An 18,206-nucleotide genomic window follows, 5' to 3' on the forward strand; every position below is an offset into this window, starting at 1 on the left:
ATGTCAGCACGACAATCCATGCATGGAATGTGGACTAGCCGTCTAGCATTTATATTGGCTGCAACCGGCGCAGCTGTTGGTTTAGGGAATATTTGGAAGTTTCCTTACATCATGGGACAAAATGGTGGTGGTGCCTTTGTCTTAGTCTACTTACTCTGTATCTTGCTGATTGGTATACCAGTAATGATGTCCGAGGTAATGATTGGTCGACGTGGTCGACAAAGTCCAGGCTTATCTGTTAAATCTTTAGCAATAGAGGCTGGTGCAAGTACTCGTTGGCAAATTGCTGGCTGGAGCGGTTTAGTCGCCAGTTATTTTATTTTATCTTTTTATGCTGTTATTGCTGGCTGGGCCTTGTCTTATACCTTTAAAACTGCAAGTGGTTTATTTACTGGTGCAACAGCTGCAGATACTGGGCAAGCCTTTAGCCAATTAAAGGCAGATCCTATTAGTTTAATGACATGGTCGGCCATAGTGTTAGGTGTTACCGTCTTTGTGGTGGGTAAGGGCGTTCATAAGGGGTTAGAAAAAGCCGTTAACTACTTAATGCCAACATTATTTGTTTTATTAATAGTGATGGCGATTTATGCCGGTATTAACGGTGCTTTTTATCAAGCCTTAGATTTTGTTTTTACCCCTGATTTTTCTAAATTATCTGTTAATGGTATTTTGTTAGCCTTAGGTCATGCCTTTTTTAGCTTAAGCTTAGCTTCAGGTGCCATGATGATTTATGGTGCTTATTTACCCGACAATATCTCTATTGGCAAAACCACTTTATGGATTGCCTTAGCTGATACTTCTGTTGCGCTATTAGCGGGTATGGCAATTTATCCTTTAGTGTTTGAATATGGCTTGCAGCCGACAGAAGGTCCTGGACTGATATTTGTAACTTTACCAATAGCTTTTGGTGGTATGCCATTCGGTACTTTTTTTGGCACTATATTTTTTGTCATGTTGGTTTTTGCTGCGTTTACTTCAACTATTGCCATGATCGAGTCTACAGTTGCGTGGTTGGTTGAATCTAAAGGATTAAGTCGTTGGCAAGCTTCTATTGGAAGTGGAATTTCATTATGGCTAGTTGGCTTACTTACTGTATTTTCTTTTTCCGCTGCACCTTGGGCTAGTTTTGAGCTCGATATTATGGGCAAAAAGATAAGTAATTACTTTGAAGCTGTTGACTATTTAACCTCAGCAATAATGTTGCCACTTGGCGGTTTGGTTATAGCCTTATTTGCTGGTTGGATTATAAAGCAACAAGTATCAAAGCAAGAGTTGCAGACTACCACACTGAGTTATAGATTATGGCGTTTCTCAATTCGCTGGTTTACCCCTATAGCAATTATAGTGGTGTTTTTTAATTTAATAGGGGTGCTGGATCCTGTGCTGGCATTTATGGGGTTTAGTGGAGCTATCAAATGACAACAGCTAAATATAAAGAAGCCAGTTTTTTTGATGCTTCATTACCATTAATAGTATTAATTATCTTGTTATCGCTGTCGGTATATTTATTTGGTGATAACTCGTCCAGTGGACCAAATCAAATGGCACTATTTGTCGCTACTGCGGCAGCTGTGTTGGTTGGTTTAAAAAATGGCTACCATTGGTCAGTCATCGAAAAGGCAATGGTTAAAGGTATTTCTTTATCCTTAGGGGCGGTATTAATTCTACTATCAGTTGGCGCCTTAATCGGCACCTGGATGCTGTCAGGTACAGTGCCAACCTTAATTTATTATGGCTTACAGTTAATTAGCCCTAGTTGGTTTTATGCGGCAAGTTGTTTGTTATGCGCTATTGTAGCTTTAAGTATAGGTAGCTCTTGGACAACCGCTGCTACTATAGGTGTAGCCTTAATCGGTGTGGCGAGTGGCTTAGGTTTATCTGCAGCTATTACCGCTGGTGCTATAGTCTCTGGTGCCTATTTTGGTGATAAAATTTCGCCATTAAGCGAAACGACAAATTTAGCACCTGCAGTGGCAGGAGCTGATTTATTTGAGCATATTCGCCACATGTTATGGACAACAGTACCTAGTATAGTTTTAGCGTTAATCTTATTCACTATTATTGGTTTTAATGCTGATCCGCAAACCAATATAGACCGAATTGAAGAAATTCGCTCGGCATTAAATGCTAACTTTGAAATAGGCCTAGTACAGCTAGTGCCATTATTTATTTTATTGGCTATGGCCATTAAAAAGGTACCCGCTTTTCCAACTGTGTTTATTGGCGCCATCTTAGGTGCAGTTTGGGCCTTACTATTTCAACAGCAACTACTGTTAAGTATGATAGATACTAACATGCCTGTAGTTTTAGCTATTATTAAGTATATTTGGTCTACCTTTTTTGCTGGATTTAGTATTACAACTGATGATCTTGAGATAAATAAACTACTAAGTGGCGGCGGTATGGCTGGAATGCTTAATACGGTATGGTTAGTGTTTAGCGCTATGATGTTTGGCGCCACTATAGAAAAAATTGGTTTACTGCGTAAGTTTGTATCTTCAATTTTATATTTTGCTAAAAGTACCGGCTCATTAATTACCAGTACTATTGCAACCTGTTTTGTGACTAACGTACTAACGGCTGATCAGTATATGTCGATAGTTATGCCCGGTAGAATGTTTAAAGAAGAGTATGAACGACGGAATTTAGCGCCGGTCAACTTATCTCGTACTCTTGAAGACGGCGGTACTATAACTAGCCCATTAATACCTTGGAATACTTGTGGAGCCTATATGCATAGTGTGTTGAAAGTTAGCCCATTAGACTATGTGTTTTATGCCTTTTTCAACTTAATTAATCCAGTATTAGCCATAATTTATGCCTATTTAGGTATTAAAATATTACGCTTAACCCCACCCGAAAGTGTGCAAAATACTGTAATCGCAAAATAATATTTTAAAGCCTGATTTTTCAGGCTTTTTTAGCTTTATTCTCCGACAAACCAGTTAGGAATTAATAATGACCTCTGCTACTGATACACGCTTAGTTAAATATCGTACTGACTATAAGTCACCTGATTATACTATTAGTCATGTTGATTTACGTTTTGTACTTAACCCAACAGCAACACAGGTAACTAGTGTGATGAAGGTCGCTAAGCTTCGCCCAGGTCAACCTTTAATTTTAGATGGTCTGAAACTTGAATTAGTGTCGGTAGCAGTAGATGATCGCGAATTAATCGCTAGCGATTATCAGCAAACTGAAACCAGTTTAATTTTGCCAGAGCTTGCTGATCATGCGCAGTTGACTATTGTTACTGAAATTTCTCCGCAAGATAACACAGCATTAGAAGGCTTATACTTAGCCGATAACACTTTTTGTACTCAATGCGAAGCCGAAGGGTTCAGGCGCATTACTTACTTTTTAGATAGGCCAGACGTGCTGGCTATTTATAGCACTACTATTATTGCTGATGCTGCTGCCTATCCGCATTTATTATCAAATGGTAATAAAGTAGCTGATTCAACTGATGGCAAAGGAATACGCACGGTAACCTGGCAAGATCCTTTCCCTAAGCCTAGCTATCTGTTTGCTTTAGTCGCAGGTGATTTCGATTTATTGCAAGATAATTTCACTACTCAATCTGGCCGTAAAGTGAGTTTAGAGCTTTATGTCGATAAAGGTGCTGTTAATCGCGCTGTTTTTGCGCTACAGGCGCTTAAGCGGGCTATGCGGTGGGATGAACAAAGGTTTAACTTAGAATATGATTTAGATGTTTATATGGTTGTTGCTGTCGACTTTTTTAATATGGGGGCTATGGAAAACAAAGGCTTAAATGTATTTAATAGTAAATATATCTTAGCAGATGCCGCTACAGCAACAGATAAAGATTTTTATAATATAGAATCTATTATTGGTCATGAATATTTTCATAACTGGACCGGCAATAGAGTGACTTGCCGAGATTGGTTTCAATTAAGCCTAAAAGAAGGCTTAACAGTGTTTCGTGATCAAGAGTTTAGTGCCGAAATGGCATCAGCTACTTTAACTAGAATAGAAGCTATTAAAGTAATACGAACTGCGCAGTTTGCTGAAGATGCCAGTCCAATGTCGCATCCTATTCGGCCAGATCATGTAGCAGAAATGAATAACTTTTACACCGTAACAGTGTATGACAAAGGCGCTGAAGTTATTCGTATGTTACAGACGCTAGTAGGTAAAGACGCTTTTGCTGCTGGTTTAGGCTTATATTTACAGCGTCATGATGGACAAGCCGTAACTTGTGATGATTTTATTCAAGCAATGCAAGATGCAACGGCTGTTGATTTACAGCAGTTTCGATTATGGTACAGCCAGTCAGGTACAGCAGAGTTAACTGCCAGCCATCAGTACGATCTAGTAACAAAACAGCTAACGCTATGTTTAACACAACACACAGCGCCTACGGCTGATCAAGCTCAAAAGCAGCCACTAGCGATCCCAGTTGCTATTGAATTATTGTTTGCTAAAGGCCAGCAAAGCAAAGAGCATTTATTAGTATTAACCGAAAAGCAGCAAGACTTTGTCTTTAATAATGTCGCTATGCCACAGGCTATTGTATGGTTAGCGCACTTTTCTGCACCGGTAAAATTATTAGTAAACTATAGTGATACAGAGTTATTACACATAGTGGAGTATGCAGAAGATGGCGTGGCACGCTGGGATGCTATGCAACAGTTCTGGGCTAAGCTGGTAGCGTGTCATTTAGATAGCCCCAATATCGAGGTAGTTATACCACCGGCTGTAATTGAGTTACTAACTAACCTATTAACCAAAGAACAAACAGATGCGGCGTTAACTGCTGAATTGTTAACACTGCCTGACTTTGATACTGTGGCGGAGCAATATCAAAATATAGCAGTGACACAGATTTTAGTTATATTACGCCAATTAAAATTACAGTTAGCACAAGCTTTAGCCAAGCCGTTATTGCAGTGTTATAACGCATTAATTTTAAAGCCTTATCAGTATGAACAAAGTTCGGTTGCTGCCAGAAGTTTACGCAATCGTTGTTTATATTACTTAGCAGAATTAGAGCATTCTACTAGTTTAATCCAGCAACATATTGCTCAAGCCGATAATATGACTGATACCTTGGCAGCATTAGTAGCAAGCCAGCAAGCTGAATTAACTGAGTTTTCAACTTTAATCTCACACTTTGCTCAACAATGGCAAAGTGAAGCTCATGCGATGGATAAATGTTTCTCATTAGTGGCAACAGATCCAACAGAGCAAGTGTTTTCAGGCATAGAAAACATGCTACAACATCCATTATTTAGTTGGAAAAATCCAAATAGGGTTAGAGCTATATTTTCAGCTTTTAGTATGCGTAATCCAGAACAGTTTCATCGCCACGATGGTAAAGGCTATCAGTTATTAACTAAGGCGGTTGAAAAAATGGATTTATTAAACCCGCAAATCTCTGCTCGATTAGTGACACCTTTATTGAGTTGGCGTCGTTATGACTCGGTGCGACAGCAGGCTATGAAGTCTTGTTTAGACCATTTACTTAATTTACCAAGCCTAAGCAATGATTTGTATGAAAAAGTAAGTAAAAGTATAGGGTAATGCAGCAGTATTTCTTTAATATTAGGGTGACAACTGAGCAGTGTCAGCGTTTTTACCGTGGCGAAACCCATTCATTACTGGTTACTGATGATAACGGTAAAAACATCCAATTGCTGTTTAAACACTTTAGGCCCTATATTGATCAGTTAGGAATACGTGGCCGGTTTAGATTAACTTTGACAGACGAAGCAACTTTTGTTGCATTAGAAAAAATTAATTAGAGTCTTTACTTTAAACGCTGTATGAAAACTAAAACTTGCAGTTTTCTACTGTATGACCTTTAATTTCATTAGCTTAGCAAACATTAAAATTTGAAAATTTACTTAGATCAAACCTAACTAGATGTAGATGTGTCCAATTAATCAGCAGTAATAGTAAAAAATGGCTATAAATCAACAGATTTAGCTGATATCAGGCCTTGCCTGATGACGAAAATGATGCAATGATTTTACTAACAGGACTGAGATCCGATCAGTTAATAGTGAACTCATAATTATAATTGCACTAAATTTATCCTGCAGGGACAGGGGGGAGATTACAACATGAATATAAGGCCAAAAACCTTTGCTAAGAAACCCTTAGCGCTTGGTGTCGCCTCAGCGCTGTTTGCCTTGTCAATGGTACCAGCGCAAGCGGCAAGTTGGAACTTCGGTGACGTTAATGTAACGTTTGACTCTACCTTCTCTTATGGTGGCAGCTGGCGTACAGAAAATCGTGATTTAGACACCATAAGTAAAGTAAACCATCCAGCGAACAATTTTAACTGGTCACAATACGGTTATTATATTGATGGTAACGGTAGCCCTAACTTTAATTCAGTTTATGCCAGCTCACAGCTTTGGGATTTTCCAGGTAGTTATTCCAGTAATGGTGATGCTGGTAATTTAAACTATGACCGTGGTGATATGTTTAGTAGCTTGCTAAAAGGCTCGCACGATTTGTCAATTACAGCTGGCAACTTCGGTTTTTTTAGCCGCTTTATGTATTTTTATGATTTTGCTACTATGGATCAGAAGGGCGCTTATACTAACCCTTTATCTGGCAATAGTGTCGATCCTTGTGCTGATAGCGAATCACGTCAATTAGCTTGCCGTGATCTTAGGTTATTAGATGCTTATGTTTATGGTAACTTCAGCTTTAATGATGGCCAAAACCCAGTCACGGTTAAATTAGGTCAGCAAGTATTAAGCTGGGGTGAAAGTACTTTAATTCAGCACGGTATAAATATAACGCCAATAGATGTCGGTGTGGCGCGTGCGCCTGGAGCTGAATTAAAAGAAGCTTATATTCCTGTTGGTATGGTGACCCTTAATATTGGTTTAACTGATAACTTATCAACAGAGTTGTTTTATCAATATGAATGGGAAAATAGCTATTTACCTGTACCTGGAAGTTACTTCTCTACTAATGACTTTGCCGGCAAAGGTGGTTATAACCAAAACGTACAGTTAGGTTTTACTAGTAATCCAGATATAGACCTGCCATTTTTAGTCAGTGAAATGAACATGCTGTCATCCTTGGCACCTGGTTTATTAAATGTTTTGACTAGCCCAACAGCAACTGCTGCCCAAAAAGCCAATGCGCTAAGCTTAGCCATAGCTTATCCAACTAAAGTAACCTTAAGACCTAAAGGCGCTGATGGTGAAATTAAACCAAAAGATGGTGGCCAATACGGGATTAAGTTTGAATATTTCTCACCCGATTTAAATGACACTGAATTTGCTTTTTACTATATGAACTACCATAGTCGGGTGCCGGTAATATCTGGTATTGCTGCGGATTTTGGCGTAGGTGTTATTCAATCTTTACAATACTTAGCTGCTAATCAAGGACAAATAACTAGTGACAATATTCATCAGTTAGCCATGTTCTCTAAAGCTAAAGTTGAATATCCTGAAGATATCAAACTTTATGGTTTTAGCTTTAATACGGCAATAGGTGAGACCTCTGTTGCAGGTGAATTGGCTTATCGTCAAGATGAACCCTTACAAATTGATGACGTAGAAATTTTATATGCAGGTATGCCAGAGCAGCTTGCTAATGCTGGTTTGCGTCCTGACTTTGATGGTATATCACAAATAGGCCGTTCAAGTTACAGCCCAAGCAAAGTAGCGCCAGGCCAAGCAGCCCAAGGTTTTATTTTATCAGATACTATTCAAGCTCAAATGACATTTACTCATTTGTTTGGGCCTGCATTAGGGTCTGATAATATGGTAATGCTTGCTGAGATTGGCGGTATTCGCATTCAAGATATGCCATCTTATGATGAGTTGCGTTTAAATGGGCCAGGCACAGATCGCAGTGGTGGACCTTTGTTAGGCCTAGACGGTCAAGGTAACTTAATTAATAAAGACGGCTTACACACAGGTTTATCCGATGGTGCAGAAACGAATCCTTTCCCTACCGCTTCGGCTTGGGGATATCGTATCTTAGCTAAAATGGATTATAACAACGTATTTTCCGGTATTAACTTATCGCAACGTATGGTGTTTTCACATGACGTAAATGGCACTACGCCAGATCCATTATTTATGTTTGTTGAAGATCGTAAATCATTAGCCTATGCGGTAAGTTTTGATTACTTAAACAAATGGTCTGGTGAATTATCTTATAACGTTTTTTGGGGCGGAAAAGGTACAACGAATAACGTAGCAGACCGCGATTTTATCTCTTTTAACATTAAATACTCTATTTAAGGGACGAGCAGACATGATGAAAAAACTCACCCTATTATCTTCGGCAATTGCGCTGGTAATAAGTTGTGGCGCAGGGGCTAAAATAAGCCAAGAACAAGTGGCAAGATTAGGTAACGATTTAACGCCATTAGGCGCTGAAAAAGCAGCTAATGCAGATGGTTCAATTCCAGCTTGGAATGGCGGTATTTTACAAGCACCGGCAGGTTATTCACCAGGTGATCATCATCCAGATCCATTTGCTGATGATAAAGTACTATTTACTATAGATAGTTCTAACCTTGATCAACATCGAAAGTTTTTAAGCCCAGGCCAGATTAAGTTATTTGAAATCTATCCTGAAACTTACAAAATGCATATTTATCAATCACGCCGTACGGCCTCTTTTCCGCAATATGTTTATGATGCGACCAAACAGATTGCGACTAAAGCTGAATTGGTAGAAGGTGGTAATGGTATTATCAACGCTGCTATTGGTATTCCATTTCCTATTCCAGAAAATGGTTTAGAAGTAATCTGGAACCATTTACTCCGTTTTCGTGGTGTAGCCGCTTCACGAAATGGTGGTCAAGCAGCACCAACAGCGTCAGGCGCTTATACCATTATCGGCTTTGATGAACAGATTATGTTCAAATACTCTGATCCTGCAGCTACGCCGGAGGCATTAACTGCAGAAAATATTCTGTTTCGTTTTAAACAAAGTGTAACATCGCCGGCACGTTTAGCCGGTACAGCACTATTGGTTCATGAAACTATGGATCAAGTTAAAACACCTCGCCAAGCTTGGACTTATAATACTGGTCAGCGTAGAGTACGCCGTGCACCTAACGTGGCTTATGATGCGCCAGGTACAGCTTCTGACGGTTTAAGAACGACTGATGATTTTGATATGTTTAATGGCTCGCCAGATCGTTACAACTGGACCTTAGTAGGTAAACAGGAACTCTATATTCCATACAACAGCTACAAGCTACATAGTAATAACCTTAAATACGCAGATATTTTAATGCCGGGTCATATTAATCCTGAACCAGTGCGTTGGGAAAAACACCGCGTTTGGGTAGTTGAAGCCTTGTTAAAAGATAATATGCGTCATGTGTATGGCAAGCGAGTTTTCTATATTGACGAAGATAGCTGGCAAATCCATGTTGCAGACTTGTATGACAACCGTGCAGAAATGTACCGAGTCGCCTTTGCCCATGGTCTTAACTATTATGAAGTGCCTACACAGTGGAGTACTTTAGAAGTTTATCATGATCTTAACTCTCGTCGTTATATTGCGATTGGCTTAGATAATGAAGACAGAATGTATAACTTTTCTGAACAGTTAACTGATGCCGACTTTACGCCAGCAGCGTTACGTCGTGCAGGTACGCGTTAACAGTTAAGTTATTTAATGACGGTTGGCATAATGCCAACCGTTTTTATTTATAAATTTCTATAGAGTAATTACTAAAAATATGTCTAATAAATACATATGGTTATTGGCAGTATTTGTGTTAGGTATTACTGTTAGTACCTCAAGCATAGCCTCGGATGCTATTCAACCAACAGCTGCTTACCAAGCGCCGTTAGCAAGTGAATCTTTGTTAACGGATATAGCTAATGTTGATAATGTATTTTTGACAGTGGTCGGCGAAAGAGGCCATATCCTACGCAGTAGTGATGGGGTTACATGGCAGCAAGCACAAGTGCCTGTGCAAGCTAACTTAAGTGCCGTTATCTTTGTCGATAAACAACATGGCTGGGCGGTAGGACATGATGCAACTATACTCAAAACAAGTGATAGTGGTGATACTTGGCATATTCAACAATATTTACCGCAGTTAGATAAACCTTTATTTGACGTTTACTTTCGTAATCAAACTCAAGGCATTGCCGTGGGGGCTTATGGAATGTTTTATCGTACTAATGATGGCGGTAAGACTTGGCTACCAGAGTTTCATGCTGAACTCTTATCAGAGGATGATCAAGAGTATTTATTAGATCTAAAAGAAACAGATGAACATGCTTATGCTATTGAGCAAGGTGTAATTTTACCCCATTTTAATCGAGTTTATGCTGACGGTAACCTGTTATATATGGTAGGCGAGGCCGGTTTTGCTGCTAAAAGCACCGATTTTGGTGCAACTTGGCAGCGTCTAAGTGCTTTTTATAATGGTTCTTTATTTGATGTTTCTCGCAGCCAAAAAATGAGTTTACTTGCAGTTGGCTTAAGAGGGCATGCTTTTCGCAGCCAAGATCAAGCTAATAGCTGGCATAAAATTGAATTACCTAATACAGCAACAATTAACAGTATAGTAACTGAAAATACGCCAACTATATTTTTATTAGGCAATGCAGGTAGTTTATTAGTTAGCCATGATGATGGCGAGAGTTTCAATGATCACAGCTTACAAGATGGTAAAGCCATAGTGAACGGCTTAGTGTGGCAAGATAAGCTAATCCTAGTCACTGAAGTGGGTGTAAAAACAATAAATTTAAGTGAATTGAATTAATATGACTGCAAATCGGGTTGTAAACAAGTTTGAATATGCGTTGTTTCGCCATCGCGCTTTGGTAATTCTCTCCTTTGTACTGGTGACAATGTTTCTGGTATTTAAAGCCGCTTCAATTAAGCTAGATGCTGGTTTTACTAAAAATATTCCTTTAAAGCATGAGTATATGCAAACTTACTTACAGCATGCTAAAGATTTTGGTGGCGCCAATAATATTTTAGTTGCCTTATGCGATAGCAGTGGTGATATTTTTAATCCGGAATTCTTTAACACCTTACGTTTAAGCCATGATGAGTTACTTTACACCTCTGGAGTAGATAGGGTTTTAGTTAAATCATTATTTAGCCCCAGCACACGCTTTGTTGAAGTGGTAGAAGATGGTTTTGCTGGTGGCCCGGTGATACCTGCAGATTTTACTGCAGATGCTAAAGGTTTGGCTAAAGTAAAACAAAATGTAGAAAAAGCAGGTGTTGTAGGCCGCATGGTGGCCGATGATTATAGTTGCGCCATGATATCTGCTCAATTGTTGGAAATAGATCCTGAAACCAATGAAAAAGTTGACACCCTTAATTTTGCTCAAACCTTAGAGCAGAATATTCGTCAAAAATACGCTACAGATAATATTAGTATTCATATTATTGGCTTTGCCAAAATGGTCGGTGATGTTGCCGAGGGGGCCAAAGGGGTATTATTGTTTTTCGCAATTGCCATTATAGTAACAGCGATACTGGTTTATTTGTTTTGTGGTTCTATTAGATTAACCCTTTTACCAATAGGTTGTTCATTAATAGCTGTGGTTTGGCAAATGGGCTTATTATCAGTACTTGGCTTTGGTATAGATCCAATGTCAATTTTAGTCCCATTTTTAGTCTTTGCTATTGGTGTTAGCCATGGCGTGCAAATGATCAACTCAACTGGTAAAAGAGTTGCTTCTGGTATGGACGCTAAAACAGCTGCTCAAGCTAGTTTTCGTAAACTGCTCGTTCCTGGTGGCGTTGCTTTATTATCTGATACAGTTGGCTTTCTTACCCTTTTAATCATAGAAATTGGCGTTATTCGCGAGTTAGCAATTACCGCAAGTTTAGGTGTTGCAGTCATTATTTTAACCAACTTAATTTTACTGCCAGTATTAATGTCTTTTGTTAAGTTTAGTCAGAAATACAAGCAGCGTGCTGCTGCAGGCTCACCTACAATGGATAAAGTTTGGTTTGCTTTATCGGCATTTGCTACCCGTAAATACGCAACTGTTATTTTAATTATTACGGCATTACTATTTACCTTTGGCTATATGCAAAGCCAGCAGCTAAAGATAGGTGACTTGCATAAAGGTGCACCAGCACTGCATGAAGACTCAAGATACAACACTGATACCGACTTAATTACTAATCGTTTTGCGATTTCTGTCGACTATTTAAATGTGATGGTAGAAACCATCCCTAGTGCTTGTACTGAGCATAGTATTATGCAGCAAATTGATGATTTTCAGTGGTTAATGTCAAATGTTAAAGGGGTGCAATCAAGCGTTTCTTTAGCGTCAGTTTCCAAAACCATTAATGCTGCATTCAACGAAGGTAATGTTAAATGGCGAGTGTTGCCACGTAATACCCAGAGTTTAGTGCAAGCTTCATCACGGGTAGAGACAAGTACCGGAATATTAAATGCCGATTGCTCGGTTATGCCTGTAATGTTATTTTTAGAAGACCATAAAGCAGAAACCTTAGAGCGAGTTGTTACTGCAGCCAAAAAATACTCGGCACAATTTAGTGATGAACGTACGCAATTTAAGCTAGCCTCTGGTCCGGCAGGTGTTATGGCCGCCACTAATGAGGCCGTATCTGAAGCGCAACAGCCTATGATGTGGTATGTATATGGTGCTGTAATTTTATTATGTTTAATTAGTTTTAAATCATTGCGGGCAACTATATCAGTAATAGTACCTTTATATGTAGTGTCGGTATTGGCAACGGCATTAATGACCAAGCTACAAATTGGTCTTACCGTGTCTACCTTACCGGTTATCGCACTTGGCGTGGGTATAGGGGTCGATTATGGTATATATATATTGTCTAATATGATCCAAAGCTTACGTGAAGGTGCGCCGCTACGAGAAGCGTATTATCTAGCGCTTAAAGAACGGGGCAGTGCAGTCTTATTTACTGGTATTACTTTAGCCATAGGTGTAAGCACTTGGGTGTTTTCAGCACTCAAATTTCAAGTTGATATGGGTATCTTATTAACCTTTATGTTTGTGGTTAATATGCTTGGCGCTATAGTAGTTTTACCTGCTCTAGCGGCTTTTTTATGGCGTAAAAAATAATAATAACTTGTAAATAATAATGCGTTTTTAAGATAAGAAATGACCTAAAGGTCATTTCTTATTCATAACAGCTGCATAATATTTCATTGAGTAACTTTATTGCTGGTTTAACCAGTAATAAAGCACCAAATTAAGCTCGAAAAGCGCTACAATAATCACTACACTGCGCCCCTGACACGTTCTGATATGTTCGATCTAGCCCACCCTAAGTGGTGATGGTAAAAAAGGATATAAAAATGGCACCGATAGATGGTCAACCCTCTGTACTTCTACAAAATGTTAGTAAACTAATTAAGCAAAGAGTAAAAGAGCAAGCAAGTTTGGTAGAGAAATTTGCCACTATACTTTTTGGCAATATGTCTAATGATGATTTAACCGGCCGTAATGATAGCGATTTGTATGGCGCAGCGTTAAGTTTGTGGCAAACATTCAATCAGCATTTAGCTGATGATGCAAAAGTTAGGGTGTTTAACCCTGAGATAGCTAAGCATGGCTGGGAATCTAAACACACTATTGTTGAAATAGTGGTACAAGATATGCCGTTCTTAGTTGATTCTATTCGTATGGCTTTAAGCCGGCAAAGTATTACTGCGCATTTATTGCTGCATTACCCAATGCAAACTGAGCGTGATAAAGATGGTAATATTACTGACTTTTTTAAATTAGGCAGTAAGCAAGCTCAAAGCACTAAACAAGCTGTATTTCATATTGAAATTGACCGCTTAACTGATAAAGCGACTATTGATGCCTTAACGGATGAGTTACATTCAGTGATGCAAGATGTTTCTTTAGCGGTTACAGATTGGCTACCAGCCCGTGATAAATTAAAACAAGTTATCAAGTCACTTAGTAATACGACGGTTAAGGCGAGTAAAGAAGTTGTTCAGCAAACAGTCGACTTTTTAAATTGGTTAGAGCAAGATAATTTTACCCTTTTAGGCTATCGCAGCTATACCATTACGCCTGTTAAAGGTGATTACAAAATTAGTGGCATTGATGATACGTCTTTAGGTTTAATGCGTGCATCTCCAGCACGAGATTTAATGTTGTCAGAACTTCCGGAGTCGGGCCGTAAAATAGCGCTTGATGATAACCTATTAGTTTTAACTAAAACAAATAGTAAGTCACGGGTACATCGTCCTGCCTATATTGATTATGTTGGCGTTAAAAAGTTTGATAAAGAAGGTAATGTAATAGGTGAAGATCGCTTCATAGGTTTATATTCTTCTTCTTTTTACAACAATAGCGCTGCCGATATCCCGTTATTAAAGAATAAACTCGCTAGCGTAATGGAAGCGTCAGAATTTGCAGCTGGCACCCATGCTTATAAAGCACTGTTAAATATCCTTGAAACCTATCCTCGTGATGAGCTTATTCAGGCAACAGCCGAAGATTTACTTACTGTTGCTATGGGTGTTCTGCAAATGCAAGAACGCGATATGACTCGTCTATTTATGCGTAAAGATAGTTTTGGTCGTTTTGTTACGGCTATGGTGTATGTACCAAGAGAGCGTTATAACACTCAACTTCGTAAAGACACCCAAATAATTTTACAGCAAGCGTTAGGTAGTACAGAACCTGTTGAGTTTACTACTTATTTTTCTGAATCAGTGTTGGCACGTACCCATTACTTAGTACGGATCAACGACAGCCATGTTGAGTATAAAGTGAAAGATATCGAACGAAATTTAGTTGAAGCAGCCCGTACTTGGGAAGATAAATTAGAAACTGCTTTAGTAGGGGTCTATGGCGAAGCACGCGGTCGTGAATTAACTCGTAAATATGCGTCAGCTTTCCCACGTGGTTATAAAGAAGAAATGTTACCTAACGATGCTTTAGTCGATATTGGTAAGCTTGAAGCGTTAAATGATGATAACAGACTAGAAATGTTGTTTTATCGTCCGCAAGAAGAAGGCGCGCAAAGTAAAGCTGTGCGTTTAAACTTATTCCATAAAGACCATCCAATCCACTTATCTGATGTATTACCAATGTTAGAAAACTTTGGTTTACGTGTTATAGGTGAAATTCCTTATGCAGTTAAAAGCTCAGATGGTTCAGTAAGTTGGATCCTTAACTTCACCATGGAACTTACTTGCAATATGCCTGAAGACTTTGAAGCGGCACAGCAGTCGTTTCAAGAGTCATTTGCTAAAGTTTGGGCGGGTAAATTAGAAGATGATGGCTTTAACCGTTTAATTTTAAGTGCCGGCTTATCTGGTCGTGAAGCGTCTTTATTACGTGCCTTAGCTAAATATAAACGCCAAATCGGTGGTACCTTTAGTCAGTCTTATGTCGAAAGCACCTTTGGCCGTTATGCTGAATTAGCTAATTTAACGGTACAGTTGTTTAATAAACGTTTTTCACCGACAGATAAAGCATCTGCTAAAGTTATTGAAAAGCTCGAAGAGCAAATTAGTGTTCAATTAGAGCAAGTAGCAAACTTAGATGATGACCGTATAATTCGTCGCTTTATTGATATGATAAATGCGGTTGTTAGAACTAACTACTTCCAAAAAGATGCTCAAGGTGTAGAGAAGTCTTATATCTCATTTAAAATTAAGCCTGAGCTTATTTCAGATATGCCATTGCCTGTGCCAATGTTTGAAATTTTTGTTTACTCACCACGTATCGAAGGTTCTCACTTACGTTTTGGCAAAGTTGCTCGCGGTGGTTTACGTTGGTCAGATCGTCGTGAAGACTTCAGAACAGAAGTTTTAGGCTTAGTAAAAGCACAAACGGTTAAAAATACTGTTATTGTACCTACTGGCTCTAAAGGTGGTTTTGTCTGTAAAAAACTACCAGAAACAGGCGGTCGTGAAGCTTTTATCAATGAAGGTAAAGAATGTTATCGCACCTTTATTCGTGGTTTGTTAGATGTAACAGATAATATTAAACAAGGTGTTATTGTTCCACCAACAGATGTTGTCCGTTTAGACGAAGACGACCCATACTTAGTGGTTGCAGCTGATAAAGGTACTGCAACGTTCTCTGATATTTCTAATGGTATTTCAGAGGAATATGGCTTCTGGATGGCCGATGCTTTTGCATCAGGTGGTTCTAATGGTTACGACCATAAAGGTATGGGTATTACTGCTCGCGGTGCTTGGGAATCAGTTAAACGCCATTTCCGTGAAATTGGTATAGATTGCCAAACCACTGACTTTACTTGTGTTGCTATTGGTGACATGGCAGGTGATGTTTTTGGTAATGGTATGCTGTTATCTAAACATAACCGGTTACAGGTTGCGTTTAACCATATGCACATCTTTATCGACCCACAACCAGACGCAGCTAAAACTTGGCCAGAGCGTCAACGCTTATTTAAATTACCTACCTCTACATGGGATGACTTTGATAAGTCTCTTATCTCAGAAGGTGGTGGCGTGTTCTCTCGTAGCGCTAAATCAATTAAATTATCGCCACAAATTAAAGAAATGCTGGGCACCACTAAAGCTAGCATGACACCTAACGAATTAATCCGTGAGTGCTTAATGATGCCTGTGGATTTAATTTGGAACGGCGGTATTGGTACTTATCTTAAAGCTACAGATGAAACTCATGCTGAAGTAGGGGACCGTGGTTCAGAAGCTTTACGAGTAAATGGTAAAGATCTTAAGGCTAAAATCGTTGGTGAGGGCGGTAACTTAGGCGCAACCCAACGTGGTCGTATAGAATATGCCATGAATGGTGGTCGTATTAATACTGACTTCGTTGATAACGTTGGCGGTGTAACTTGTTCAGATAATGAAGTAAATATTAAAATTTTACTAAATGCGCTGTTAACTAGTGGTGATTTAACCTTAAAACAACGTAATAAATTGTTATTTGATATGACAGACGATGTGGCGCGTTTAGTTATAACTGAATGTTATCGTCAAACTCAAAGTTTAAGTATTTCTTCAATTTTGGGTTCTGAACAAATTAAAGAGTACACTCGCTTCATTCATATGCTAGAAAAAGAAGGCAAACTAAACCGTGAGTTAGAGTTTTTACCTTCAGATGAGCAGCTTGCTGAACGTATGGTTAAAGGCCAGAGCTTAACGCGTCCAGAATTAGCTATTTTAACTGCATATGGCAAAATGGTGTTAAAAGAACAATTAGTGTTGCCAGAAATTACTAATAATAATTACTATAAACAGTTATTATTTAGTTCTTTCCCAACTCTGTTGCAAGAAAATTATGCGACAGAAATTGAAAACCATCCGTTAAAAGCTGAAATTATAGCTACTAAAGTTGCCAATATGATGGTTAACGAAATGGGGCCTAATTTTGCACAACGAATGTTAGAAGAAACGGGTGCCGGTGTAGGTGAAGTCACTTTATGCTATACCATAGCGCGTGATTTATTCGACTTACCAACTATCTGGACTAAATTGGAACAGTTGGATAACGTTATCCCAGCACAATTACAAAGCCAGTTCTTGCATCAAATTCGTCGTACTATGCGCCGTGCATCGCGTTGGTTCTTACGTCACCGTAACAAGGCGTTAAGCATCGAGCAAACTATCGAGTTTTTCAAACCAACTTTTCAACAGTTGCGTGATAATTTAGCTTCATACTTAGTACCTGCAGAAGCCGAGCAATTAGCTAAGAAACAAGCGCAGCATGAAGAGCAAGCCGTGCCAGCAGAGATTGCACAATACTTAGCTCAGCTTAGTACCTTGTTCTCTACAATGGATATTGCTCAAGTAGCTGATACAGAAAAAGTTTCAGTAGCTTTAGCGGCAGAAATCTACTTTAAGTTAGGTGATAGTTTAGATTTACACTGGTTCTTAGAGCAAATTACTAACCAACCTGTATCTAACCACTGGCAAGCTCTAGCACGTGCTTCTTATCGTGAAGAGTTAGACTGGCAACAACGCTCTTTAGCAGCGGTTGTGGTAAGAAGTTGTGGTAAAGTTTGTGCAGCTGATGAAGTTATTGGCACTTGGATTAGTGAGCATGATGCCTTATTAGAGCGTTGGCGTTTAATGCTAGCTGAGTTTAAAACCACCAAAAATCATGAAATGGCTAAGTTTTCAGTAGCATTACGTGAATTAATGTTATTAAGTCATAACTGTGACATTGTGAAATAACGGATTTAATAGTTAAAATACCCCAGCTGGTCTGGGGTATTTTTTTGGTTACAAATAAAAGGTAAATTATGTTTTA

The 18,206-nt window shown here is 38.9% G+C and carries 9 protein-coding genes; all 9 read left to right on the forward strand.

From position 1 onward, the window contains the following. Window positions 1–1,419: a sodium-dependent transporter gene (locus RDV63_RS08305; RefSeq protein ID WP_313909031.1), complete on the forward strand. Its 1,419-nt coding sequence runs from the start codon at window positions 1–3 to the stop codon at window positions 1,417–1,419. After that, window positions 1,416–2,891: a Na+/H+ antiporter NhaC gene (nhaC, locus tag RDV63_RS08310; protein ID WP_313909032.1), complete on the forward strand. Its 1,476-nt coding sequence runs from the start codon at window positions 1,416–1,418 to the stop codon at window positions 2,889–2,891. Before RDV63_RS08305 ends, nhaC begins: the two co-directional genes overlap by 4 nt. A gap of 67 nt (window positions 2,892–2,958) precedes the next feature. Then, window positions 2,959–5,547: an aminopeptidase N gene (pepN, locus tag RDV63_RS08315; protein ID WP_313909033.1), complete on the forward strand. Its 2,589-nt coding sequence runs from the start codon at window positions 2,959–2,961 to the stop codon at window positions 5,545–5,547. Further along, window positions 5,547–5,768, forward strand: a complete 222-nt coding sequence (locus tag RDV63_RS08320) for a DUF2835 family protein (RefSeq protein ID WP_313909034.1) — start codon at window positions 5,547–5,549, stop codon at window positions 5,766–5,768. The genes pepN and RDV63_RS08320 overlap by 1 nt, the downstream gene beginning before the upstream one ends. Window positions 5,769–6,089: 321 nt before the next feature. Next, entirely contained in the window at window positions 6,090–8,243 is a 2,154-nt protein-coding gene (locus tag RDV63_RS08325) for a DUF1302 domain-containing protein (RefSeq protein WP_313909035.1), read from the forward strand. 13 nt (window positions 8,244–8,256) lie between these two features. Then, complete coding sequence (locus RDV63_RS08330; protein WP_313909036.1) at window positions 8,257–9,621, forward strand: DUF1329 domain-containing protein; 1,365 nt, start codon at window positions 8,257–8,259, stop codon at window positions 9,619–9,621. A 79-nt stretch (window positions 9,622–9,700) separates the two neighbouring features. After that, window positions 9,701–10,738, forward strand: coding sequence for a YCF48-related protein (locus RDV63_RS08335; RefSeq protein WP_313909037.1), 1,038 nt, complete (start codon window positions 9,701–9,703; stop codon window positions 10,736–10,738). 1 nt (window position 10,739) lies between these two features. Further along, window positions 10,740–13,055 carry an efflux RND transporter permease subunit gene (locus RDV63_RS08340; protein ID WP_313909038.1) on the forward strand — a complete coding sequence of 772 codons (2,316 nt, stop codon included), beginning with the start codon at window positions 10,740–10,742 and terminating at the stop codon, window positions 13,053–13,055. Window positions 13,056–13,291: 236 nt separating this feature from the next. After that, complete coding sequence (locus tag RDV63_RS08345; RefSeq protein WP_313909039.1) at window positions 13,292–18,130, forward strand: NAD-glutamate dehydrogenase; 4,839 nt, start codon at window positions 13,292–13,294, stop codon at window positions 18,128–18,130. The last annotated feature ends 76 nt before the right edge of the window (window positions 18,131–18,206 follow it).

The organism is Rheinheimera sp. MMS21-TC3 (assembly GCF_032229285.1).
In the GTDB taxonomy this organism is placed as follows: domain Bacteria; phylum Pseudomonadota; class Gammaproteobacteria; order Enterobacterales; family Alteromonadaceae; genus Alishewanella.

What these genes read in the sequence shown, in the direction of transcription:
- RDV63_RS08305 (WP_313909031.1), top strand. Translation starts at nt 1, where the DNA reads ATGTCAGCACGACAATCCATGCATGGAATGTGGACTAGCCGTCTAGCA.
- nhaC (WP_313909032.1), top strand. Translation starts at nt 1,416, where the DNA reads ATGACAACAGCTAAATATAAAGAAGCCAGTTTTTTTGATGCTTCATTA.
- pepN (WP_313909033.1), top strand. Translation starts at nt 2,959, where the DNA reads ATGACCTCTGCTACTGATACACGCTTAGTTAAATATCGTACTGACTAT.
- RDV63_RS08320 (WP_313909034.1), top strand. Translation starts at nt 5,547, where the DNA reads ATGCAGCAGTATTTCTTTAATATTAGGGTGACAACTGAGCAGTGTCAG.
- RDV63_RS08325 (WP_313909035.1), top strand. Translation starts at nt 6,090, where the DNA reads ATGAATATAAGGCCAAAAACCTTTGCTAAGAAACCCTTAGCGCTTGGT.
- RDV63_RS08330 (WP_313909036.1), top strand. Translation starts at nt 8,257, where the DNA reads ATGATGAAAAAACTCACCCTATTATCTTCGGCAATTGCGCTGGTAATA.
- RDV63_RS08335 (WP_313909037.1), top strand. Translation starts at nt 9,701, where the DNA reads ATGTCTAATAAATACATATGGTTATTGGCAGTATTTGTGTTAGGTATT.
- RDV63_RS08340 (WP_313909038.1), top strand. Translation starts at nt 10,740, where the DNA reads ATGACTGCAAATCGGGTTGTAAACAAGTTTGAATATGCGTTGTTTCGC.
- RDV63_RS08345 (WP_313909039.1), top strand. Translation starts at nt 13,292, where the DNA reads ATGGCACCGATAGATGGTCAACCCTCTGTACTTCTACAAAATGTTAGT.